At 68.5% G+C, this 21,700-nt stretch carries 16 protein-coding genes; 4 read left to right on the top strand and 12 right to left on the bottom strand.

What is annotated here, in order from left to right; translation table 11 throughout:
- Positions 1-93: 93 nt before the first annotated feature.
- The gene (locus CH42_RS01635) at positions 94-1,284 is read left to right on the top strand and encodes a Gfo/Idh/MocA family protein (protein WP_053351475.1); all 1,191 of its coding nucleotides are present in this window, start codon (positions 94-96) and stop codon (positions 1,282-1,284) included.
- Between the two features lie 43 nt (positions 1,285-1,327).
- The gene (locus CH42_RS01630; protein WP_053351474.1) at positions 1,328-2,335 is read left to right on the top strand and encodes a sugar phosphate isomerase/epimerase family protein; all 1,008 of its coding nucleotides are present in this window, start codon (positions 1,328-1,330) and stop codon (positions 2,333-2,335) included.
- 177 nt (positions 2,336-2,512) lie between these two features.
- Here CH42_RS01630 and CH42_RS01625 read toward each other — a convergent pair whose 3' ends face one another.
- The 3 genes from CH42_RS01625 to CH42_RS01615 form a co-directional block, all read right to left on the bottom strand.
- On the bottom strand, positions 2,513-6,115 hold the full coding sequence (locus CH42_RS01625; protein WP_053351473.1) for a proline dehydrogenase family protein: 3,603 nt from the start codon (positions 6,113-6,115) through the stop codon (positions 2,513-2,515).
- A gap of 123 nt (positions 6,116-6,238) precedes the next feature.
- The gene (locus CH42_RS01620; protein ID WP_053351472.1) at positions 6,239-7,264 is read right to left on the bottom strand and encodes a Gfo/Idh/MocA family protein; all 1,026 of its coding nucleotides are present in this window, start codon (positions 7,262-7,264) and stop codon (positions 6,239-6,241) included.
- 84 nt (positions 7,265-7,348) lie between these two features.
- Entirely contained in the window at positions 7,349-8,824 is a 1,476-nt protein-coding gene (locus CH42_RS01615; RefSeq protein WP_053351471.1) for a sugar porter family MFS transporter, read from the bottom strand.
- Positions 8,825-8,933: 109 nt separating this feature from the next.
- Between CH42_RS01615 and CH42_RS01610 the strand changes: the two genes are divergently transcribed.
- Positions 8,934-9,698 carry a sulfite exporter TauE/SafE family protein gene (locus CH42_RS01610; protein ID WP_053351470.1) on the top strand — a complete coding sequence of 255 codons (765 nt, stop codon included), beginning with the start codon at positions 8,934-8,936 and terminating at the stop codon, positions 9,696-9,698.
- A gap of 140 nt (positions 9,699-9,838) precedes the next feature.
- Here CH42_RS01610 and CH42_RS01605 read toward each other — a convergent pair whose 3' ends face one another.
- From CH42_RS01605 to iolC, 8 genes are all read right to left on the bottom strand, one after another.
- Positions 9,839-10,711, bottom strand: coding sequence for a sugar phosphate isomerase/epimerase family protein (locus tag CH42_RS01605; RefSeq protein ID WP_053351469.1), 873 nt, complete (start codon positions 10,709-10,711; stop codon positions 9,839-9,841).
- 106 nt (positions 10,712-10,817) lie between these two features.
- Entirely contained in the window at positions 10,818-11,834 is a 1,017-nt protein-coding gene (locus tag CH42_RS01600) for a Gfo/Idh/MocA family protein (protein ID WP_053351468.1), read from the bottom strand.
- Between the two features lie 33 nt (positions 11,835-11,867).
- Positions 11,868-12,794 (bottom strand): sugar phosphate isomerase/epimerase family protein, encoded by a 927-nt coding sequence (locus CH42_RS01595; protein WP_053351467.1) that lies wholly within the window; start codon positions 12,792-12,794, stop codon positions 11,868-11,870.
- 242 nt (positions 12,795-13,036) lie between these two features.
- The gene (iolD, locus tag CH42_RS01590) at positions 13,037-14,977 is read right to left on the bottom strand and encodes a 3D-(3,5/4)-trihydroxycyclohexane-1,2-dione acylhydrolase (decyclizing) (protein ID WP_053351466.1); all 1,941 of its coding nucleotides are present in this window, start codon (positions 14,975-14,977) and stop codon (positions 13,037-13,039) included.
- Positions 14,974-16,002, bottom strand: a complete 1,029-nt coding sequence (gene iolB, locus CH42_RS01585) for a 5-deoxy-glucuronate isomerase (RefSeq protein ID WP_053351465.1) — start codon at positions 16,000-16,002, stop codon at positions 14,974-14,976. The genes iolD and iolB overlap by 4 nt, the downstream gene beginning before the upstream one ends.
- Positions 16,003-16,033: 31 nt before the next feature.
- On the bottom strand, positions 16,034-17,548 hold the full coding sequence (locus CH42_RS01580) for a CoA-acylating methylmalonate-semialdehyde dehydrogenase (RefSeq protein WP_053351464.1): 1,515 nt from the start codon (positions 17,546-17,548) through the stop codon (positions 16,034-16,036).
- Between the two features lie 48 nt (positions 17,549-17,596).
- Positions 17,597-18,481, bottom strand: a complete 885-nt coding sequence (locus CH42_RS01575) for a class I fructose-bisphosphate aldolase (RefSeq protein WP_053351463.1) — start codon at positions 18,479-18,481, stop codon at positions 17,597-17,599.
- Positions 18,482-18,483: 2 nt separating this feature from the next.
- Positions 18,484-19,440: a 5-dehydro-2-deoxygluconokinase gene (gene iolC, locus CH42_RS01570; RefSeq protein WP_053351462.1), complete on the bottom strand. Its 957-nt coding sequence runs from the start codon at positions 19,438-19,440 to the stop codon at positions 18,484-18,486.
- A gap of 187 nt (positions 19,441-19,627) precedes the next feature.
- On the opposite strand from iolC, the gene CH42_RS01565 reads away from it, so the two are divergent.
- On the top strand, positions 19,628-20,386 hold the full coding sequence (locus CH42_RS01565; RefSeq protein ID WP_053351461.1) for a GntR family transcriptional regulator: 759 nt from the start codon (positions 19,628-19,630) through the stop codon (positions 20,384-20,386).
- 36 nt (positions 20,387-20,422) lie between these two features.
- On the opposite strand, the gene CH42_RS01560 is transcribed toward CH42_RS01565, so the two are convergent.
- Complete coding sequence (locus tag CH42_RS01560; RefSeq protein ID WP_053351460.1) at positions 20,423-21,649, bottom strand: glycosyltransferase; 1,227 nt, start codon at positions 21,647-21,649, stop codon at positions 20,423-20,425.
- Between the last annotated feature and the right edge of the window lie 51 nt (positions 21,650-21,700).

Here is a 21,700-nt window from a genome sequence, read left to right as displayed (position 1 = left end):
ATGGAACCAGAGTTACCGTAATCTCGATTGGAGCGCTCCAACCCTAACAGCGCCCACGTTCTCGCAGCAATGAAGCCCCTCGAAAGGAACCCCGTGAACGCATCCATCGGCGTCGCCGTCATCGGAGCCGGCATGGCCGGCAAGGCCCACGCCGCCGCCTACCGCGCAGCCTCCACCCTCTATGCCCCCGTGCTCCCCGAAATCCGCCTCGTCGCCATCGGCGACGTCTTCGCACCACTCGGGCAAGAGACCGCGAAGCGCTTCGGATTCGAGCGCCACGTCGCCGACTGGCGCGAGATCGCCGCGGCCGACGACACCGACGTCGTCAGCGTGGTCGTCGCCAATTCGCTGCACCGCGAAATCGTCGAGGGTCTGCTCGCCGCCGGTAAGCACGTGCTCTGCGAGAAGCCCCTCAGCGACACGATCGAAGACGCGCGCGCCATGGCCGACGCCGCGCGCGCCGCTGACGCGAACGGCACCGTCGCGCGCATCGGCTTCAGCTACCTCCGCTCCCCGGGCATCGCCTTCCTGCGCAAGCTCATCGACGACGGCCGTCTCGGCGACGTGCAGCACTTCTCGGGCCGCTACTGGACCGACTACGGCTGCCGCCCCGACGCCCCCATCAGCTGGCGGTACCAGGGCCCGGCCGGCTCGGGTGCCCTCGGCGACGTCGGCAGCCACCTCAGCTACATCGCCGAGTTCCTGTGCGGCCCCGTGCGCGAGGTCTCGGGCGGCCGCTTCCACACGGCGATCACCGAGCGCCCGAAGCCGCTCGGCCAGGTCGTCGGCCACAGCCGCGGCAACGTCAGCGACGAGACCGCCCCGGTCACGAACGACGACTACGCCACGTTCAACGCCGAGTTCGCGCACTGCGTCGGCACGATCGAGGTATCGCGCGTCGCCGCCGGGCACCCGAACGACCTCTACCTCGAGGTCTTCGGGTCGCGCGGCGCCGCCCGCTGGTCGCAGACCAACCCGGCGCAGGTCGAGGTCATGCTGCACGACGAGCAGGCCGATGTCGCCGGTTACCGCACCATTCCGCTCGGCCCGGCGCACCCGCACTACGCGGGCGGCTGGGCGATGGACGCCCCCGGCGTCGGCATCGGCCAGAACGATCTGTTCGTGCACCAGGCGCGCGCGTTCCTCGAAGAGGTCGCCGGAATCCCCGCCGCCGAGTCGCTGCCGCGCTGCAAGAGCTTCGACGAAGGCGTGCACAACATGGAGTTCCTCGCGGCCGTCGCAGAGTCGGCAGCCCACGGCGGCGCAGCGGTCGCCGTCCGCTGATCATTCACACCCCGAACCTGACACCCCAGAAACGAGCACTCCCATGAAACTCGGCGTCTACAACGCAATCCTCCACGACCGCAGCCTCCCCGAGGCCATCGAGGTCGTGCGCGACCTTGGGCTCACCGGCATCGAACTCAACTCGGGCGGCTTCCTGCCGTCGCTGCACATTCCGACCGCCGACCAGATCCTCGAGTCCGATGCTGCCCGCGACGACTTCTTGGGGCTCTTCGAAGGCACCGGCGTCTCCATCGCCGGCCTCAACTGCAACGGCAACCCGCTGCACCCGAAGACCGCCATCGGCGATGCGCACGCGGCTGACGTGCGGCGGTCGATCCAGCTCGCCGAGCGGTTGGGGCAGGATCGCGTGGTCACCATGTCGGGGCTGCCCGGGGGCGAGCCCGGCGCGACCGTGGTGAACTGGGTGGTCAACGCCTGGAATTCGGCCGCGCTCGACGTACTCGACTACCAGTGGGACGTGGCTGCGAAGTTCTGGCGCGAGACCGACCGCTTCGCCTCCGAGCACGGGGTCAAGGTCGCGCTCGAGCTGCACCCGCAGAACCTCGTCTTCAACTCGGCCGATGTGCACAAGCTCATCGAGCTGACCGGCGCGACCCACGTCGGTGTCGAGCTCGACGCGTCGCACCTGTTCTGGCAGCAGATGGACCCCGTTGCAGTCGTTCGTCACCTCGGAGAGCTCGTGTTTCACGCCGCGGCGAAGGACGTGCGCGTGAACCCCGAGTGGGCGGCGCTCAACGGCGTGCTCGACAACTCCTTCCGCCGTCTCGGAGCCGACGAACCGCGCACGAACCTGGGCGGCGAAGAGTGGGCGAACGAGTGGCCGAAGCAGTCGGCGTGGGACTTCGTCGCGCTCGGCAAGGGGCACGACACCGCATTCTGGACCGAGTTCCTGCGCGCGATTCACGAGGTCGACCCCGAGATGTTGGTCAACATCGAGCACGAAGACGTGTCGCTCGGCCGCATCGAAGGCCTCGAGGTCGCCTCGAAGGTGCTGCGCGACGCCGACGCGGCGCTGCAGGCCTCGCTGTAGCGGGGCCCAGCCGCCACGCGCGGCTCCGCCCCGCCCCCTCTGGCAGCGGGGTCACTTTCGGACAGTGCGGCGTGGCCGACACCCTCCGAAAGTGACCCCGCTTGCAGATTGCGGGCGGGGACGCGGGCGACGCCGTCGCGGACGGCGCGGCGACGCGGCGATGCGGCCGCTCGCGACCTACAGCAGCCCCTCCGACAGCGCATTCGGCGTGCCGAAGCGATGCGCGGTGATCGACACGGCCTGTTCGTGCAGGTGCGGCAGCATCTCGACGCGGCCGGCCGACACCACGGCCCCGCCGTAGACGGCGATGTCAGGCGCTCCCCCGGTTGCGGCGGTGACGGCGGCGGCCTCTGCCGGGCGGGAGTCGCCGGCGACGATGCGCACGCGCGCTCCGGCGGTGGGCCCCTGCTGGGCGGCGAGTCGGCGCAGGCGCGCAGCCCAGGCCTCGGCGTCTTCATACGCGACGTGCACCCCTGCTGCAGCGAGCGCTTCAGCGATCGGCGCGGGCAACGCGACCGGCGTGCTGACCTGCGGCGTGGCCCCTGCGGCGAGCGCGGCGGCGATGACGCGCACCGCTTCGTGGGGTGCGGCATCCGCAGCCCAGCGCACCACGGTCGACACGGGAAGGTAGCGCAGCGCGTTGACCTCGATGCCGAGCTGCGATGCGTCTCGGGCGACGCCGAACTCGTCGTCCCATGCTTGCGCATCTGAGCCGAGCGCCGCGCGCAACCACGCGAGTTCGGTGCCCGCAACGCCCGCGCGCTCGGCGGCGGTGAGCAGTCGCGCGGCCTGTGGGCGCGGGGCGCGCAGCGGAGCAGTGACGGGTGCGTCGATCCAGTCGCCGAGCCCGTGCAGGTAGTTGGGGCCGCCCGCCTTGGTGCCGGCGCCGATGGCCGACTTCTTCCAGCCGCCGAAGCTCTGCCGACGCACGATCGCGCCGGTGATGCCGCGGTTCACGTAGAGGTTGCCGGCCTGCACGCGGCGCAGCCACAGATCGATATCGTCGCGGTCGAGCGAGTGCAGCCCCGAGGTGAGTCCGTAGTCAATGTCGTTGACCAGGTCGATGGCTTCGTCGAGCGTCTCGGCGGTCATGATGCCGAGAATCGGCCCGAAGTATTCGGTGAGGTGGTATTCCGAACCCCGTCGCACACCATCACGCACGCCGGGGGTCCACAGTTTCGTCGCACCGTGTCGATCGCGCGCGAGCGAGTGGTCGCTCTCGACGGGCGCCGGTTCGATCAGCCAGTGCTCACCCGCCCCGAGCGTGGTGAGCCCCCGCAGCAACTTGCCGTCGGGTGCCGTGATGATGGGGCCCATTTGCGTGTCGAGGTCATCGGGGGTGCCGACGGTGAGCGATCGCACGGCGTCGAGCAGCTGCCCGCGGAAGCGCTTCGACGTCGCCACCGAGCCGACGAGGACCACGAGTGACGCCGCCGAGCACTTCTGCCCCGCATGGCCGAACGCCGAGAGGGCAACGTCTTTCGCTGCGAGGTCGAGGTCGGCGTTCGGGGTGACGATGATCGCGTTTTTACCGCTGGTCTCGGCGAGTATCGGCAGATCGGGGCGCAAGTCACGGAAACGGGCCGCGGTCTCGTATGCGCCGGTCAGGATCAGCCGATCGACTCGCGGGTCGGCGACCAGGGCTGAGCCGAGCTCGCGGTCGGGGAACTGCACGAGCTGCAGGACGTCGCGGGGTACGCCCGCCTCCCAGAGCGCCTCGACCATGATGGCGCCCGAGCGCGCGGCATTCGATGCGGGCTTGATGATCACGGACGCCCCTGAAGCGAGGCCCGAGAGCACGCCGCCCGCCGGAATCGCAACCGGAAAGTTCCACGGCGGAATCACCGCGATGAGGCGCTGCGGCTGGTACACGGCACCGTCGACCTGCGGCAGCATCTGCCCGAGCATCGCGTAATAGTTCGCGAAGTCGATGGCTTCGCTCACCTCCGGGTCGCCCTGATCGAGCGTCTTGCCGCACTCAGCACCCATGATCTCGAGCAGTTCGGCGCGCTTTGCCTCGAGGCGCTCACCGGCGCGCGTCAAGATGCGGGCGCGCTCATCGGCACCGAGCGCCTGCCACCCCTCGGCGGCCTGCACCCCACGCGCGACGATCGCGTCGAGCGCATCGCGGTCGGCGACCTCCGCCGCAGCGACGAGGTCGACGCCGAGGCGCGATGCGACCATGCGGTCGGCGATCGCGCGGCCCCAGGCGCGGTTGCCCGGCAGATCGGGGTCGGTATCGGGCACGTTCTCAAACGCTCCCGAACGGCCTGCGGCGACTCGGGCGTCGACCCGCCCCTCGACGCCGTCAGTGTCGTAGGTGCGGCGATCCTGCTGCCGGTTCGCGGCGGGCACCGCGAAGTGCTCGGGCGCACCGTCTGCCGTGATCGCTTCGAGGTCGGCGAGCGAAGCGAGGAAGCGCTGCTGTTCGCGCGCGAACAGTTCCGGAGCATCGTTCAGCTCGAACACCGCCGACATGAAGTTCTCGGAGCTCGCGCCCTCCTCGAGGCGGCGAATGAGGTAGGCGATCGCGACATCGAACTCCTGCGGGTGCACGACGGGCGTGTAGAGCAGCAGCGATCCGACCTCGCGCTTCACCGCTTCGGCTTGACCGGTCGCCATGCCGAGCAGCATTTCGAACTCGATCCCCGAGGTCGCGCCGCGCGCCTGTGCCAGCAGCCACGCGAGCGCAATATCGAAAAGGTTGTGCCCGGCGACCCCGATGCGCACGTTGCGCACGCGCTCAGCGGTGAGTGCGTAGTCGATGACCGCCTTATAGCTCGTGTCGCTCTGCTGCTTCGAGCCCCACGTCGCAACCGGCCAGCCGTGCATCGCGGCGTCGACCTGCTCCATCGGCAGGTTCGCCCCCTTCACGATGCGCACCTTGATCGGAGCGCCCCCGGCGTCCACGCGGGTCGCGGCCCACTGCTGCAGCCGCATCATCACCCCGAGCGCATCGGGCAGGTAGGCCTGCAGCACGATGCCGGCCTCGAGATCGCGGAACTCGGGGCGATCCAGCATCCGCATGAACACGGCGAGGGTCAGGTCGAGATCCTTGTACTCCTCCATGTCGAGGTTGATGAACTTCTTCGGGCTCGCCGCGTTCGCGCGCTCGAAGAGCGGTAGCAGCTGGTGCTCGATGTGCTGCACGGCTTCGTCGAACGCCCAGTGATTGTGCGGGGCGACGGTCGCCGACACCTTGATGGAGACGTAGTCGACATCATCGCGGGCCAGCAGTCGGTGGGTGCCGGCGAGACGGCGCTCGGCTTCGTGCTCGCCCAGGATCGCCTCACCCAGCAGATTGAGGTTCAATCGCACGTCGTCGCGCTTGATCTTCGCGATCGCCGGCCCGAGCTTGCTGTCGGTCGCATCGATGATGAGGTGGCTGACCATCTCGCGCAGCACGCGACGGGCGATGGGAACGACGGCGCCCTTGAACGGGGCGGCCAGCGCGCCGCCGAGGCCGATCGCGCCCCGCATGGGCGCAGGGAGGAACGACGGGGTGAGCGGCACGAGTTCGCGCAGCCGCTTCGCCGCGGCACCCAGATCTTCGGGCCGCACGACCCCGTCAACGAACCCGACGGTGAATGCGAGACCGTTCGGGTCTTTGAGTACCCCGGCGAGGCGCGCCGCCGAAGCATCCGCCGGAATCTCCGCGGCCTCGCGCAGCCACCGCTGCACCAGGGCGATCGCGGCATCGGCGAGATCCTGAGGTCGGGTCTGGCCGGCCGCCTCGGAGGACGACGGTTGGGCAACATTGCCGGCTGCAGTGGGGGTCACGAGCGGCCTTTCCGAATCAGCGCGCACGCGTGCGGGCTCGAGTATTGACTGCTGCCATCGTCTCGCGCCCCGCGATTCAAGAAAAGCGAGGAATTCGGTGCGTTACCGTTCAGTTTTGCTTCACTACGAGACGGTGACGCGCTCCCCCGTCACGGCACTCTCGCGGGCCGCGTCGAGCACCGACACCGTGTGCAGCGCTTCGTCGAGGGTAACGGCGGGTGCGGTGCCCGAGGCGATCGCGCGATGCAGGTCGCGGTAGAAGTCGCTGTAGTCGCCGCGCAGTGAGGGAACGCGGATCGGCTCCGCACCGACCGTCAGCACGCCCCAGCGCTCCTCGGCTTCGACGCCCCAGGCGTCGGCGTCGGTTGCCGGTCGCAGCCCGGCGAGCAACTGCTCGTACTGCACGTCGCTCATGTGCGACTCGTAATTGCCCTCGAGGCCGGTCACGATCATGCGGCGATCCTGACGGCGCGCGCCCTTGGTCGACGACACCGAGCTGAAGACCCCCGAGGCGTGGTGCAGCCCGAGAAAGAATCCGACATCGACCCGCTCGTCGCCCGCACCGACCCAGTCGAGGTGCGCGTCGACGCGCGCGACCGGGCCGAAGAGCTGGGTGAGCTGATCAACGACGTGCGCGCCGAGGTCGCGCAGCAGGCCCTCGTCGGGGCCCTGATCGAGCACGGTGCGGTCGTCCTGCTCGAGCGCGAAGTCCGCACGCCACACCGGGCCCAGCGCACCCGAGTCGAGCACGGAGCGCAGCGTCACGAGGTCGGTGTCCCAGCGCCGGTTATGGAAGACCGTGAGTACCCGCCCGGCGGCGTCGGCCGCAGCGATGAGCTCGCGGGCCGTCTCCGCGTCGGGCGCGAACGGCTTGTCGGCGACCACGTGCACGCCGCGCTCGAGCGCACGGAGCACCAGCTCACGGCGGGTTGCCGGGGGCGTCGTGATGACGACGGCGTCGACACCCGCGTCGATGAGCTCATCGAGCGAAGCGAACGCCTCGACCCCGGGGGCGGCCTCCGCAAGCGACGCACGCGTCGCCTCCGCACGGGCGACGACGCCCACGAGCTCCCACTCGCTCGCAGCCTGAATGTAAGGCAGATGAAAGAGTCGTCCGCCGACCCCGAATCCGACGAGTCCGATGCGCATGGGTGGTCCTTTCGATCGCACGCGGGTGTGCACCCGCACCAACGAAAACAGCGGGTGGCGCTGATGCTCCACCCGCTGTGATCCTTACTTCTTTCGCGGCACGTAGATCATGCCAGTTGTCACTTCTTCCTCGAGCGCTTCAAGCGTGCGGCCGCGGGTCTCGGGCACCCACTTCCAGACGAAGAAGAGGGCGAGCGCTCCCACGACGGCGAAGACGAAGAATGTGCTCGAGATGCCCACGCCGTCGACGAGCGGCAGGAAGAACAGCGCGACGATGCCGTTCATAACCCACAGCGCGAAGACGGAGATGCCCATGCCGATGCCGCGCATGTGCAGCGGGAAGATCTCCGAGAGATACACCCACAGCGCGACGTTCAAGAAGGTCTGCATCGAGCCGACGAAGATGACGACGAGGGCCAGAATGATCCACGGGCGCACGGGGCTGCCTTCGGGCAGTGTGAGCGACGCGATGCCGATCAACAGGTGGCTGATGGTGGTGAGCGTGAACCCCATGATGAACGTCTTGCGGCGGTCGATGCGGTCCATCATCTGCAGCGCAATGATGGCACCGATCACGGCGATGACGCCGGGCGCGACGTTGGCGATGAGGGCGGCGTTCTGCGAGAAGCCCGACTGCTCGAGCACCTGGCTGCCGAAGTACATGATCGAGTTGATACCGGTCAACTGCTGCGCGATGCCCAAGCCGATGCCGATGAAGACGATCTTGAGCAGGTTGCGGTTCGACAGGATCGCGCGCCAGCCGAGGTGCTCCTCACCGCGCTCCTCTTCGACGAGCGCGCGCAGGTCGGCGGTCTCTGCAGCGGCGCGCTCAGGGGTGCGCACGGTCGCGAGTACGCGCTCGGCGCCGGCGAAGTCACCGCGGTTGACAAGCCAGCGGGGCGACTCGGGCATGCGCAGCATTCCGAAGAACAGCGCGATCGCGGGGAGCGCGCAGACGGCGAACATGACGCGCCAGATGTTGTCGATGTGGCCCCAGACGTTGCCGATGATGGCGTTCACGACGAACGCGGCGAGCTGGCCGACGACGATCATGAGTTCGTTGCGGCCGGCGATCGAGCCGCGAATCTCGTAGGGGGCGAGTTCTGCGAGGAACACGGGCACGACGGTGGACGCGCCGCCGACCGCGAGACCGAGCAGCACGCGACCGACGATGAGCGTGCCGAAGCCGAAGCCGGTGTGCGTTCCGTAGGTGTCGCCGCCGGGGGCGAAGACGACGAACGCGGTGCCCACGAAGAACAGTACGGCGAGCAGAATGATGGTCTTGCGACGGCCCCAGCCGTCAGAGAGCCGGCCGCAGACCATGGCGCCGATCGCGGCGGCGAAAACGAGCGAGCTGGTGAACCAGCCTTCGAGGAACGGGGTGAGGCCGAGCTCTTGCGACATCGGGCTGAGCGCGCCATTGACGACGCCCGTGTCGTACCCGAAGAGCAGTCCGCCGAAGGTCGCGACCAGCGCGACGAGGCCGAGACGGCTTCGGTGCGCTCCGGTGCCCAACGGCGGCAACGGTGTTCGACTCTTGCCTGCGGTTCCGACTGACATTCTGTGACTCCTTCGTCCTGCGCGCGGCGCGCCGGGTAACGGGCCGCACATGTGAGCTTAACAATGTCGTTACATTTGGACAAACTCTCCCTGGGAGTACAGTGGGAACGTGACGTCACTGCTGCCCGAGATCGCTCCGTGGGCTTGGGCACTTCTCGGGGTCGCCGCCGTCATCGTCGGCTTCTCGAAGACCGCGCTGCCCGGCATCAACACGATTTCGATCGCCATCTTCGCGGCGCTGCTGCCGGCGAAACACTCCACCGGGGCCCTGCTCGTGCTGCTCATCGTCGGCGACATATTCGCCGTGTGGTCCTATCGCAAGCACGCGAACTGGGCGACGATTCTGCGCCTCGCCCCCGCGGTCGTCGCGGGGCTCGCGCTCGGCGCCGTCTTTCTCGCCGTCGCCGACGACGGATGGGTGCGGCGGGTCATCGGCGCAATCCTCATCATCGTGGTCGCCTTCACGCTCTGGCGCCGGTGGCTGTCTCAGCGCTCGGGCGCGGTGGCGACGGCCGGCAACCCGCTCGCCGCGAGCATCGGCTACGGCTCGCTCGCGGGCTTCACCACGATGGTCGCGAACGCCGGTGGCCCCGTGATGTCGATGTACTTCCTCGCCGCCCGCTTCCCGGTGCAGGCCTTCCTCGGCACGGCGGCCTGGTTCTTCGCGATCATCAACCTCACCAAGCTGCCGTTCTCGATCGGGCTCGGGCTCATCGACGGCAGCAGCCTGCTGCTCGACCTCTGCCTGGTGCCGGGAGTCGTCATCGGCGCATTCTTCGGGCGTTGGATCGCCGTGCGCGTCAAGCAGCAGGTGTTCGAGGGCGCGGTGCTCGTCGTGACCGTGCTCGGCGCCCTCTACCTGCTGCTCTTCTAAGGCGGGGGCGGCGCAGCGGCGCTACCGCTCTGCCCTCCCCTGCCGCGCCCTACACCTGCGAGCGGGGTCACTTTGGGACGGTGCGCGGTGCGAAACACGCTCCCAAAGTGACCCCGCTCGCATGGGGGGCGACGGGGCCGTCAGGCCAGGCCGACGAGCTCGCGGATCTTAGCGAGCTGGAACTTCGAGATCTCGTCGGCCCGCTCGTCTTCCGCGAAGACGTTCGAGACGATCAGGGCGTCGTCGCGGTCGAGGTAGCCCGACTGCTTGAGGGTGCCGAAGAGCTCGGCCCAGTCGACGTCGCCGTCGCCGATTGCGAGGTGCTGGTGCACGCGCACGGCGTTGCCCGGGGGGTTCGTGATGTAGCGGAGCCCGTTGGAGCGATGGTGGTCGAAGGTATCGGCTGCGTAGACGGCGCCGAGGCGCTCGCCGAGCTGCGGAATCAGACTGGTCGCGCGATCCCCGTAGTGGAACGTGTGTGAGGCGACGTAGACGAACCCCACACGGTCGGTGTTCAGCCCGCGGATGATGCGCCACGCCTCGAGCCCGTCCTCGACGAAGTCGTCGGGGTGCGGGTCGAAGTTCAGCGTCACGCCCTCGCGCTCGAGCACCGGGATCAGTCGCTCCATCGAGCGGTAGAACGCGTACTCCGACTCTTCTTCACGCTCGGGGCGACCCGAGAACTCGGTGTTCACGATGGGCGCCTCGAGTTCGGCAGCGATCTCGATGTAACGGGTCGTGTTGAAGACGGCGGCATCGACCTGGTGCGGTTCAGGGCCACCGAAGCGCTGCACGGGCAGCACGGACGTGATGGTGACGCCCGCGTCATTCGCACGCTTCTTCAGCTGCGCGATCAGATCGCTGTCGACCTTCGGGTAGTGGAAGTGCCGCCCGAAGTCGGGGCTCGGCGTGAGCTGCAGGTATTCGTACCCGAGGCTTGCGACGAGATCGGGGAAGTCGAGCAGATGCACCGAATCGTTGTACGGCGTCGGGTCGAGGGCAATGCGGACCATGGTGCTCCTATGCGGTGTGGATGCGATGTCGTACTGCGGGTGAGTGTGGCGATGGGTCTGATGCGGGAGCCGAGACCGGCTCCCGCATCAGACCCAGCACGCCGTCTTAGGCGTAGAACGCGGGGCGTTCGGGGGCCTCGACGGCGACCGTGCCGCCCTCGTGCATGGCCTTGACGCCGGCCTCGCACGAGAGGGCGACGAGGTAGCCGTCCCACGCGTTCGGGCCGTCGATGAGCGATCCGTTGTGCACGGCGTTGACCCAGCGCTGAATCTGCGCGTCATACGCATCGGCGAAGCGGGTCGTGAACGACTCGTGATCCTTCACGCTGAAACGCCCGGCGCTCCAGCGCTGCAAGCCCGAGGGCTGCCCGATGCGGGCAACGCCCTGCTCGAACACGGCCTCGGTGGCGACCTGGTAACCGAACTGCACGCTGACGCTCATCTCGACGTCGACGAGCACACCGTTCTCGAGCTCCATGATCACCAGGATCGGCTCGTGCAGTCGCTCGGGAGCGAGCGAGTTGCGGCGCGGGTGCTTCACCTCGACGCTGACGACACGCGACCCGGCGAGCCACGGCACCACGTCGAATTCGTGCACCACCGAGTCGGTGATGAGCATGTCGTTGGTGTAGGTCTCGGGCACCGTCGGGTTGCGGTGCACGGCGCGCACCATGAGCAGTTCACCGCTCTCGCCTGACTCGACGAGCTGACGCAGCTCCTGGTACTCGGCGTCGAAGCGGCGCATGAAGCCGACCTGAATGTGGGGCTTGTCGAGCTGCTGCTCGAGCTCGAGCACCTCCCACGAGCTTGCCGAATCCTGCGTCAGCGGCTTCTCGCAGAGAATGGGCAGCTTCGCCTCGAGGGCGGGCTTCAGCACGGGCGCGTGGAACTGCCCGGGCACCGCGATGAGCACGGCGTCGAGGGCGTCGGCCGCGATAGCCTCTTCGACGCTCGCGAACACCTGGGCACCCGGGGCGTGCTCGGCGGCTGCTGCGGCGCGGCCGGCGTCGGGCTCGACGACGGCAGAGACGCGTGCACCGCTGATGCGGTGGGTAATGCGGGCGATGTGGTCGGCGCCCATCATGCCGGCGCCGACGACGGCGACGCGGAGATCTTCAGTCATGGGTGAATCCTTTCGAGAAGTGTGTGTGGCGACTCAGGAGACCCTGGCCAAGTGCGTGCACCCGAAGATGTGCTCGCGCGTGCGCTGCGCGATCGGGAACGGGCGATCGACGTCGCAGCCGTACATGTCTTGCTCGACGATGGCGAAGATCTCGGAGTCGATCTTGGCTACCGCCTCGATGACCGGCGCGAGGTCGGGGATGCCGTGCGGCGGCTCGATCATGATGCCCTGCGTGACGGCCTCGGCGAACGGCACATCGTTCTTCAGCACGTCGAAAAGCAGCGTGGGGTCGACCTGCTTCAGGTGCAGGTAGCCGATGCGCTCGGGGCGCTCCTCGATGAGCTTCACGTTGTCGCCGCCGTAGTAGGCGAAGTGGCCGGTGTCGAGGCAGAGGTTCGTGTAGCGCGCGTCGGTCTCGTCGAGGAAGCGCAGCACCTCGCGGGTCGTGCCGATGTGGCTGTCGGCGTGCGAGTGGAACTGCTGCTTCACTCCGAACTCCTCGAGCAGCGCCTTGCCAAGGCGGTCATGGCCCGCGCCGAGCTTCGCCCACTGCTCATCGGTCAGGGTGCGCGACTCGAGCACCTCGCTGGTCGCATCGCTGCGCCACAGGTCCGGGATCACGACGAGGTGCTCGGCACCGAGCTTCGAGGCGAGCCCCGCGACGTTGAGTGCCTGGTCCCAGGCCCGCTGCCATTCGTCGTCGCCCTTGTGGAAGCCGGTGAACACGGTGCCGGCAGACAGCTTCAGGCCGCGCTTGCCGAGTTCGTCTTCGAGCTGGTGGGGGTCGGTCGGCAGGTAGCCGTACGGGCCGAGTTCGATCCACTCGTATCCCGAGGCGACGACCTCGTCGAGGAAGCGCTCCCACGGCACCTGCTTCGGGTCGTCGGGGAACCAGACTCCCCACGAGTCGGGGGCGGTTCCGATGCGCAGACCGGGGTTTTCGGCGTTCGTTTCACCCATGGGCGAGAACCTCTCTTTCGGCGACGGTGCCGGATCGTACCCGTCCATCATCGCAGGGGGTCTTTGTATTGACAATAAGCCATAGTAGACCATTTCGCCGAGGTTTCCAGTCGGCACACTCAGCATCGCGATCGCGCGAGAGTTGCTCACACGCTGGCCCTGGCGAGCCCAGGCACGCCAACGGACCCGGCCTCGCGCACTGCGAGAACCGGGCCCGTCGTTCAGGGAGCCGAGGCGCCGAATCAGCCCAGCAGCGGCTTCTGAGCCGCGACCTGCTCTTCGTACTCGGCCCGCGCGCGCTGCGTGGAGTCGAGCGTCGAGACCTGCGGCACCGGCACGTCCCACCAGCCCGCACCGTCGGGCGCGTAGATCAGCGGGTCGCTGTTGATGTGAATGAAAGTCGCACGATCCGAGGCCTTGGCCTGCGCGATCGCAGCCTCGAGGTCGGTGATCGCGCTCGCGCCCGGGTCGACCTCGATGACGTCCATGCCGTAGCTGCGGGCGTTCATAGCGAGGTCGATCGGCAGCACCTGCTCGCCCTGGAAATTCTTCGCGACGCCGTCGTACTCGCGGTACCAGGTGCCGAAGCGCTCCGATCCGACCGTCTCCGAGAGGTGACCGATCGACGCGTAGCCGTGATTCTGAATCAGGATCACAATGACCTTGATGCCCTCGGCGACCGCGGTGACGAGCTCGGTGTTGAGCATCAGGTACGAGCCGTCGCCCACCATGATGATGACGTCGCGGTCGTCTCCGGCCTCGACCAGCCCGCGCTTCGCGCCGATGCCGCCCGCGATCTCATACCCCATGCACGAGAAGGCGTACTCGACGTGGTACCCCAGCGGGTCGCGCACGCGCCACAGCTTGTGGAGGTCGCCGGGCAGCGATCCCGCAGCCTGCACGATGACGTCGGCCGGCGCCGACGAGCGCTGCACGGCACCGATGATCTCGGGCTGCCCCGGCAAGTCGAGACCCGACGGCTCGAAGGCCTCGTCGACCAGGCCGTCCCACTCCGCCTTCTCGGCGGCGATGCGCTCGGCGTAGGAGGAATCGACACGCAGATCCCCTGCCGCCCCGTTTCCGTGGGCGTCGAGCAGCTCAAGGAGCGTCTCGCGGGCGTCGGCGACCACAGGGATCTGCGTGCCGTGCTTGTACGCGTCAAACGACGCGACGTTGATGTTGACGAACTGCACGCCCGGGTTCTGGAACGCGGTGCGCGACGACGTCGTGAAGTCGCTGTAACGGGTGCCGATGCCGATGATGACGTCGGCCTCCGCCGCCAGGCGGTTGGCGGCGAGCGTACCCGTCGCACCGATGCCGCCGAGGTACTGCGGGTGATCCCACGCGAGCACTCCACCACCGGCCTGCGAGGTGCCGACCGGAATACCGGTCGCCTCGACGAACTCGCGCAGCTGCTGCTCGGCATCCGAGTAGAGCACGCCGCCACCGGCGACGATCAGCGGGCGCTTCGCGGTGCGGATCGCCTCAAGTGCGAGCGCGAACGCGTCGCGCTCGGGGCGCGGGCGGCGAATGCGCCACTCGCGGGGCTGCAAGAACTCCTCGGGCACGTCGAGCGCCTCGGCCTGCACGTCTTCGGGGAGCGCGATCGTGACGGCACCGGTCTCGGCCGGGTCGGTGAGCACACGGAGGGCGGCAAGCGCGATCGAGAAGAGCTGCTCGGGGCGCTGCACGCGGTCGAAGAACTTCGAGACGGGGCGGAACGCGTCATTGACGGTCAGACCGATGTCGTGGGGCTGCTCGAGCTGCTGCAGCACCGGGTCGGCGACGCGGGTCGCGAAGGTGTCGCTCGGCAGCAGCAGCGCGGGCAGGCGGTTGGTGGTCGCGAGCGCGGCTCCGGTGAGCAGGTTGGCGGCGCCCGGGCCGACCGACGCGGCCGACGCGTAGGTGCCGCGGCGGCGATGCATGCGGGCGTAGCCCACCGACTGGTGCACCATGGCCTGCTCGTTGCGCGCCTGGTAGTAGGGCATGAGGTCGGGCTGCTCGACGTTGGCCTGCTTGAGCGCCTGGCCGATGCCGGCCACGTTGCCGTGCCCGAAGATGCCGAAGACACCCGGAATGGTGCGTTCGCGAATCTCGGTGCCGTCGGCCGCTCGATCCACGGTCCACTGGTTCGCGAGGAATTCGATCAGCGCCTGGCTGACCGTCATGCGCCGGGTGGTCATCGTGCGGACTCCGTTTCGGTGGCGGTTTCGGTGCTCACGGCGCCGGTGTCGGCGGGAGCGAAGGGGAGGCGGGAGTCGAGCTGCTGCCCCTCCCAGGTGTCGCGCACCCAGCCGTGGGCCGGGTCGTCGCTGATGAGCCAGGTGCGCTCGGGGTCGGGCCCGGCCATCACGTTGAGGTAGTACATGTCGTAGCCCGGGGCGGCCACGGCGGGGCCGTGGTAGCCGTGGGGCACGAGGGCGATGTCGCCGGTGTGCACCTGCGAATCGATCTCGATGGGCCCGGCGGGCGATGAGTACGTGCTGAACATACCGAACGCGCGCTCGGGATCGACTCCGGCCGGGGCGTCTTTCGTCGGGGCGACCTCGAAGTAGTAGATCTCCTCGAGTTCGGATTCGTGGCCCGGGATGTGCTCGTCGTGCTTATGGGGCGGGTACGACGACCAGTTCTCGGCCGGGGTGATGACCTCGACGACGATGAAGCGGGCCGCATCGAGCGACTCCTTGCGCCCGAAGTTGTGCACCTGGCGGCTCGAGGCGCCGGCGCCGCGCAACTCCACGGGCACGTCGGCGACCGGCATGTAGCGCGAGGGGCGCACGAGCTGCGGCTGGTCGGCGGGCACCGGAGAGGTGGCGACGAGGAAGCGCGCCTCGCCGTTCGGCGCGGAGGTCGCGGTGACCTCCCCGGTGGCGGCCGACGACAGGTAGAGCACGTCGGTCGGGCCGTCGAAGACCGAGCGACGGCCGGCGAGCTCCGCGGTGGTATCGGCACCGGAGACACCGGCGTCCGCAGCTTCAGCGGCGCCGTCGCGGTAGGTCACCGAGAACGAACCGGAGAGGGGAACGATGAGACGCTCGATGCCCGTGCCCTCGAGCGCGATGGTCGCGCCCTCGGCCAGGCGAGCCACCCGTACACCGGTGTGCTCCCAGCCCGGAATGCGCTCGTCGACGACGGATTCCCATCCGCCCTCGGCGAGTTCACCGCGCCGGTGGAACCAGCGTTCGGCCTGCTGCGATTGCTGCGTCATAATCGTTCCCTGCTCCGATTCGTGCTGCGGATTAGTCGTTCTGCGGGAAGCCGAGGTTGATGCCGCCGTGCTTGGCGGGATCGAGCCAGCGGCTCGTGATGGCCTTCTCGCGGGTGAAGAACTCGAAGCCCTGCACGCCGTACGCCTTCGCGTCGCCGAACAGCGACGCCTTCCAGCCGCCAAAGGAGTGGTAGGCCACGGGCACCGGGATCGGCACGTTGATGCCGATCATGCCGACCTGGATCTCGTGCTGGAATCGGCGGGCCGCTCCCCCGTCGTTCGTGAAGATCGCCGTGCCGTTGCCGAAGGCCCCGGAGTTGATGAGCTCGACGCCCTCTTCGAAAGTCTTGACACGTACGATTTCGAGCACCGGCCCGAAGATCTCCTCGGTGTAGGCGCGCGAGGTGGTGGGGATGTTGTCGATGAGCGTGGGCCCGACGAAGAAGCCGTTCTCGTGCCCCTCGACCCGGAAGTTACGGCCGTCGACGACGATCGTCGCGCCATCCTGCTCGGCGATGTCGATGTACCCGGTGACCTTGTCGCGGTGCACGTCGGTGATCAGCGGCCCCATGTCGGGCTCGGGCGTCGCGGCACCGTTGCCGATGTTGAGCTTCGCGATGCGCTCGGTGATCTTCTCGATGAGCTCGTCGGCGACGGGCTCGACGGCCAGCACGACCGAGATCGCCATGCAGCGCTCGCCCGCGGCGCCGTAGCCCGCGTTGATGGCCTGATCGGCGACGAGGTCGAGGTCGGCGTCGGGCAGCACCAGCATGTGGTTCTTCGCGCCGCCGAGTGCCTGCACGCGCTTGCCGTGCTTCGAGGCGGTCTCGTAGATGTACTGCGCGATCGGCGTCGAGCCGACGAACGAGATCGAGTTCACTCCCGGGTCGGTGAGCAGACCGTCGACGGCGAGCTTGTCACCGTTGAGCACGGTGAAGACGCCGTCGGGAAGACCGGCCTCCTGCCACAGCTCGGCGAGCCACAGCGCGGCCGAGGGATCCTTCTCGGAGGGCTTCACGATGACGGCGTTGCCCGCGGCGACAGCGATCGGGAAGAACCACATCGGCACCATGGCCGGGAAGTTGAAGGGCGCGATGATGCCCGCGACGCCGATCGGCTGCTTGATCGAGTAGACGTCGATGCCGGTCGAGGCGTTCTCTGAGAACGCGCCCTTGATGAGGTGCGGGAACCCGGTCGCGAGCTCCACGACTTCCTGGCCGCGGAGAATCTCGCCCATCGCGTCCGAGACGACCTTGCCGTGCTCGCGGGTGATGATCGCGGCGAGTTCGCCCTTGCGCGCGTTCAGCAGTTCACGGAACTTGAAGATCACGGTCTGGCGCTTGGCCATGGAGAACTCGCTCCACACGGCGAAGCCGCGGTTCGCCGATGCGATGGCCTCGGCGATCTCGGCCTCATCGGCGAGTGCGACGTGGGCCTGCACCTCGCCGGTGGCGGGGTTGAAAACGGGGGCCGTGCGACCGCTGTTCGAGGCGCGGCGTGCGCCATCGATCCAGTGCGGAATGACGGGGAGGGAATCGGTGCTCATTGCAGTCCTTCGGTCGGGTCAGAAATCAGGTGCGGGATCGCGTGGAGTCTAGGCGAGGTCGCGGTGCACGAGCCGTGCAGCCGTGTCGACCGCTCCGGCCACGTCGCCGTCGTGGGGGTAGAGCAGGGTGCGTCCGACGGTGAGGCCGCGCACGCCCGGAAGCGCGAGCGCGTTCTCCCAGGAGGCGAAGGTCTCGTCGGGGTCGCCGCCGTTGTCGCCGCCGAGCAGCAGCGTCGGCATCGTGGTGGCCTCCATGACGCGCTCCATCTCGGGCACCACGGGCAGCTTCATCCAGGTGTACGCGCTGGAGTTGCCGAGACCCGAGGCGATCGCGGTCGAGAGGATGACGGCATCGGCCGACAGGTCGTTCACGACCTTGCCGTTCACACGGTTGCTCATGAAGGGTTCGAGCATGATCGGCAGGCCGGCCGCCGCCGCGTCGTCGACGGCGCGAGCCGTCGCCTGCAGCGTCGACGCGGTACCGGCATCGTTCAGATCGACACGGATGAGCGTCTTCGCGAAGTCGAGCCCCTGCCGCACCATCGCGTCGATGTCGTACGCGGTGTAGCGGTCGTCGAGCTCGAACGAGGCCCCGCGCAACCCGCCGCGGTTCATCGAACCGACGACGATCTTGTCGTCGAGCAGGCCGAGCGCCGCGAGGTCGTCGATGATGTCGGGGGTGCCGAGCACGCCGTCGACGCCGGGGCGCGACAGCGCGATCGCCATGCGCTCGAGCAGGTCGTAGCGGTTGGCCATGGCGGTGGCATCACTGCCGACGGCGATGGCGCCGCGGGCCGGGTGATCCGCCGCCACGATGAACAGACGACCGTCACCCGCGATGACGTCGCGCCGGCGTCGCTCGGCGAGCGCGCGGCCGATCGCCGCCGGATTGCCCGCACGGAGGTCGCGCAGGGCTGCGAAATCGAGTGCCATGATCAGGCCCCCTTCGTGAGCAGGGCCTCGACCTCAGCGGCGTCGGGCATGGCCGTGGAGCACTCGCGACGAGTAGCCACGATCGCACCGGCGACGTTGGCGAAGCGGAAGATGCGCTCGAGATTCCAGCCCTCGAGCAACCCGTGGATGAGGGCGCCGCCGAACGCGTCGCCCGAGCCGAGCCCGTTGATGACGTCCACGAAGTGCGGGGGCACCTCGACGCGCTCGTCGCGGGTCTTCGCGAGCACGCCCTTCGGCCCCTGCTTCACGATCGCGAGCTCGATGCCGCGCTCGAGCAGCGCGTCGGCGGCGCGATCGGGTTCGGTTTCGCCGACCGCGACTTCGCACTCCTCTTTATTGCCCACTGCGATTGTGGCGTGCACGAGCGCGGCGCCCGCCTGCGCGGTGGCCTCGGCGGGGTCGGCCCAGAACATTGGGCGGTAGTCGAGATCGAAGATGGTGTGGGGCTTGCCGGCACGGGCTTCGAGCGCGGCGAAGTGCGTAGAGCGGCTCGGCTCCTCGCTCAGGCCGGTCAGCGTGAACCAGAGGATGCGCGCTTCGCGCACCGCGTCGAGATCGAGATCTGCCGTCGCGATCTGCAGGTCGGGTGCCTTCGGCTTCCGGTAGAAGTACAGCGGGAAGTCATCGGGCGGAAAGATCTCGCAGAAAGTGACGGGGGTCGGAAACTCGGGATCGACCTTCACCTCGCGCGGGTCGACGCCGAGGCGATCGAGCTCGCGCAACAGGTACCGCCCGAACGGATCATCGCCGACGCGCGATACCAGCGCGCTCGCCCGGCCGTACTTCGCGGCGGCGACGGCGACGTTCGCCGCACTGCCCCCGAGGTACTTGCCGAAGCTCGTGACATCTTCCAGGCCAACCCCGTCTTGCAACGGGTAGATGTCGACTCCGAGTCGACCCATGGCCAGGACGTCATCTGGACGCCGCACTTCCGACATTCGATACCCGCCTTCTCGTGGTGACGTGCGCGGGCCCCGTGCACCGCTGCATTTGTCCTAACAATAGCACGAAGATGAACGGAAACCATCCGGAAATACAGGAAAGGGGTAATGTTGTCAGCACATTAGGGCTGGGGACTGTCCCTCGTCGCGAGCCCGCGTGCCACCCCAGCGCCGAGGAGCACCTATGAGTACAGACCCCGTGTGGCCGAGCGAACTCTTCGCCGACCTGGATCGCAACGGGCCCATCCCGCTCTACTTCCAGATCTCGAGCCGCCTCGAGCGTGCGATTCGCGACGGCGTCATCCCCGCCGGGGCCCGCCTGGAGAACGAGATCGCGATTGGCCATCACCTCGGCCTCTCGCGCCCCACCGTGCGGCGCGCCATTCAGGAGCTGGTCGACAAGGGCCTGCTCGTGCGCCGCCGCGGCATCGGCACCCAGGTCGTGCAGGCGCGCGTCAGCCGCCCGGTCGAACTCACCAGCCTGCAAGAAGACCTCACGCGCGCCGGCCACCACCCCACCACCCGCGTGCTCTCGCTCGAGAAGATCCCCGCCGACGAAGAGGCCGCGGTGCGGTTGCGCGTCGCGGTCGGCACGGAAATCACCCGAATTCGCCGTTTGCGCAGCGCCGACGGCACGCCGATGGCGATCCTCGAGAACCTGCTGCCGCCCGAGTACGCCGACATCACGCTCGACGACCTCGAGACTCACGGGCTCTACGAGATGCTGCGCGCGCGCGGGATCGCCATCAAGATCGCGAACCAAACCATCGGGGCACGTCGCACCCACAGCGACGAGCACGAGCTGCTCGACGTCGCGAAGGGCAGCCCGGTGCTGACCATGGATCGCGTGGCCTTCGACCAGGGCGGCAGCGTCATCGAGGCCGGCCACCACTGCTACCGCCCCGACCTCTACTCGTTCGAGACGACACTCGTCTCGCGCTAAGCGCGCCGGGCGACAGCCGGTCAGCCCCTGAGCACGTCAGTCGCCGATGATGTCGCGGTAGACCTCGACCAGGCGCTCTGACGACGCCTGCCAGCTGCGGCGCAGGGCGTGCGTGCGCGCCGCGTCGCCCATCTCCTTGAGACGCGCCGCGTCGCCGAGCATCTCGAGCACCGCGTCAGCCCACACCGCGGCGTCGTCGCCCGCGACGAGCGCTCCGGTCTCCCCCGCGATGACCGCCTCGCGCAGCCCGCCTGCGTCGCGGGCGATCACCGGCACACCCGAGGCGGCCGCCTCAAGCGCGACCAGGCCGAACGTCTCTGAGTGCGACGGCACGAGCATCAGGGTTGCCGAGCGAATGCGTTCGGCGAGCTCCCGACGGCGCAGCGCACCATCGAACGCGGTCGTGCGCAGCATGCCGTGCTGCGCCACAGCATCGTGGAGCGCGCGCACGTACTCGTCGCCGTCGGGCGGCGGTGCCCCGACGATGCGCAGGCTCGGGCGCTGATCCTCGGGAATGCGCGCGATCGCGTCGATGGCCAGGTCGAAGCCCTTGAGCGGATGCAGGCGACCGACGAGGATCACCTCGGCTCGACCACCCCCGCGCAGCCAGTCGCGCTGCTCTTCACAGGCGGCCGTGTCGCACGGGTGGAAGAGTTCGGTATCAACGCCGAGCGGCACGACGCGCACCCGACCCGGATCGCCCGCGAGGCGCGCGAGCACCGTCGCCCGCTCCGCCTCACTCACCGCGATGATGAGGTCGGCTTCGTTCGCGAGTCGCGCCTCACCCGCAAGGCGACCCGGCGACTCCGGGCGCTCCCCTTCGCCGAGGGGCGACTCGGGCGGCGCCGCGATGGAGTGGTAGCTCTGCACGAGCGGCACACCGAGTTCGCGGGCCACCGGCAGTGCCGCGATGCCCGAGAACCAGTGCTCCGCGTGCAGCACCTGCACCGGGTCGGCGCGCAGCTCGTCAGCCAGCAGGTCACCGAATTGCACCATCACCGACTCGTGCTCACCCTTCGCGAGCAGGCGCGGTGCACCGGCGTCGAGCAGCACGACAGTCAGATTGGGGCGCAGCTCAACGCGCGACGGGGTTTCGGCATCGCTGCGCCGAGTAAAGATGCGCACGCGGTGACCGGCTGCGGCGAGCGCCTCGGCCTGAGCTCGCACGACGACGTTCATGCCCCCGGCGTCTTTCGTGCCCGGCACGTCGAGCGGCGACGTGTGGAGCATGACGAAGCCGATCGACAGCGAAGCGGTATCCATACGTCGAGCGTAGTGGCAGGATCGGGGTACCCGGTGCGTCAGGTGGTATTC

It is taken from the genome of Leucobacter musarum subsp. musarum, from assembly GCF_001273845.1.
Lineage (GTDB): Bacteria > Actinomycetota > Actinomycetes > Actinomycetales > Microbacteriaceae > Leucobacter > Leucobacter musarum.
Note: the sequence above shows the minus strand (reverse complement) of the source record. Positions and strands in the feature narration are given on the sequence as shown.

Bases quoted from the DNA above. Each gene is read 5' to 3' on its own strand.
- CH42_RS01630 (WP_053351474.1), top strand. From the start codon at position 1,328: ATGAAACTCGGCGTCTACAACGCAATCCTCCACGACCGCAGCCTCCCC.
- CH42_RS01620 (WP_053351472.1), bottom strand. From the start codon at position 7,264: ATGCGCATCGGACTCGTCGGATTCGGGGTCGGCGGACGACTCTTTCAT.
- CH42_RS01615 (WP_053351471.1), bottom strand. From the start codon at position 8,824: ATGTCAGTCGGAACCGCAGGCAAGAGTCGAACACCGTTGCCGCCGTTG.
- CH42_RS01605 (WP_053351469.1), bottom strand. From the start codon at position 10,711: ATGGTCCGCATTGCCCTCGACCCGACGCCGTACAACGATTCGGTGCAT.
- CH42_RS01600 (WP_053351468.1), bottom strand. From the start codon at position 11,834: ATGACTGAAGATCTCCGCGTCGCCGTCGTCGGCGCCGGCATGATGGGC.
- CH42_RS01595 (WP_053351467.1), bottom strand. From the start codon at position 12,794: ATGGGTGAAACGAACGCCGAAAACCCCGGTCTGCGCATCGGAACCGCC.
- iolD (WP_053351466.1), bottom strand. From the start codon at position 14,977: ATGACCACCCGGCGCATGACGGTCAGCCAGGCGCTGATCGAATTCCTC.
- iolB (WP_053351465.1), bottom strand. From the start codon at position 16,002: ATGACGCAGCAATCGCAGCAGGCCGAACGCTGGTTCCACCGGCGCGGT.
- CH42_RS01580 (WP_053351464.1), bottom strand. From the start codon at position 17,548: ATGAGCACCGATTCCCTCCCCGTCATTCCGCACTGGATCGATGGCGCA.
- CH42_RS01575 (WP_053351463.1), bottom strand. From the start codon at position 18,481: ATGGCACTCGATTTCGCAGCCCTGCGCGACCTCCGTGCGGGCAATCCG.
- iolC (WP_053351462.1), bottom strand. From the start codon at position 19,440: ATGTCGGAAGTGCGGCGTCCAGATGACGTCCTGGCCATGGGTCGACTC.
- CH42_RS01565 (WP_053351461.1), top strand. From the start codon at position 19,628: ATGAGTACAGACCCCGTGTGGCCGAGCGAACTCTTCGCCGACCTGGAT.
- CH42_RS01560 (WP_053351460.1), bottom strand. From the start codon at position 21,649: ATGGATACCGCTTCGCTGTCGATCGGCTTCGTCATGCTCCACACGTCG.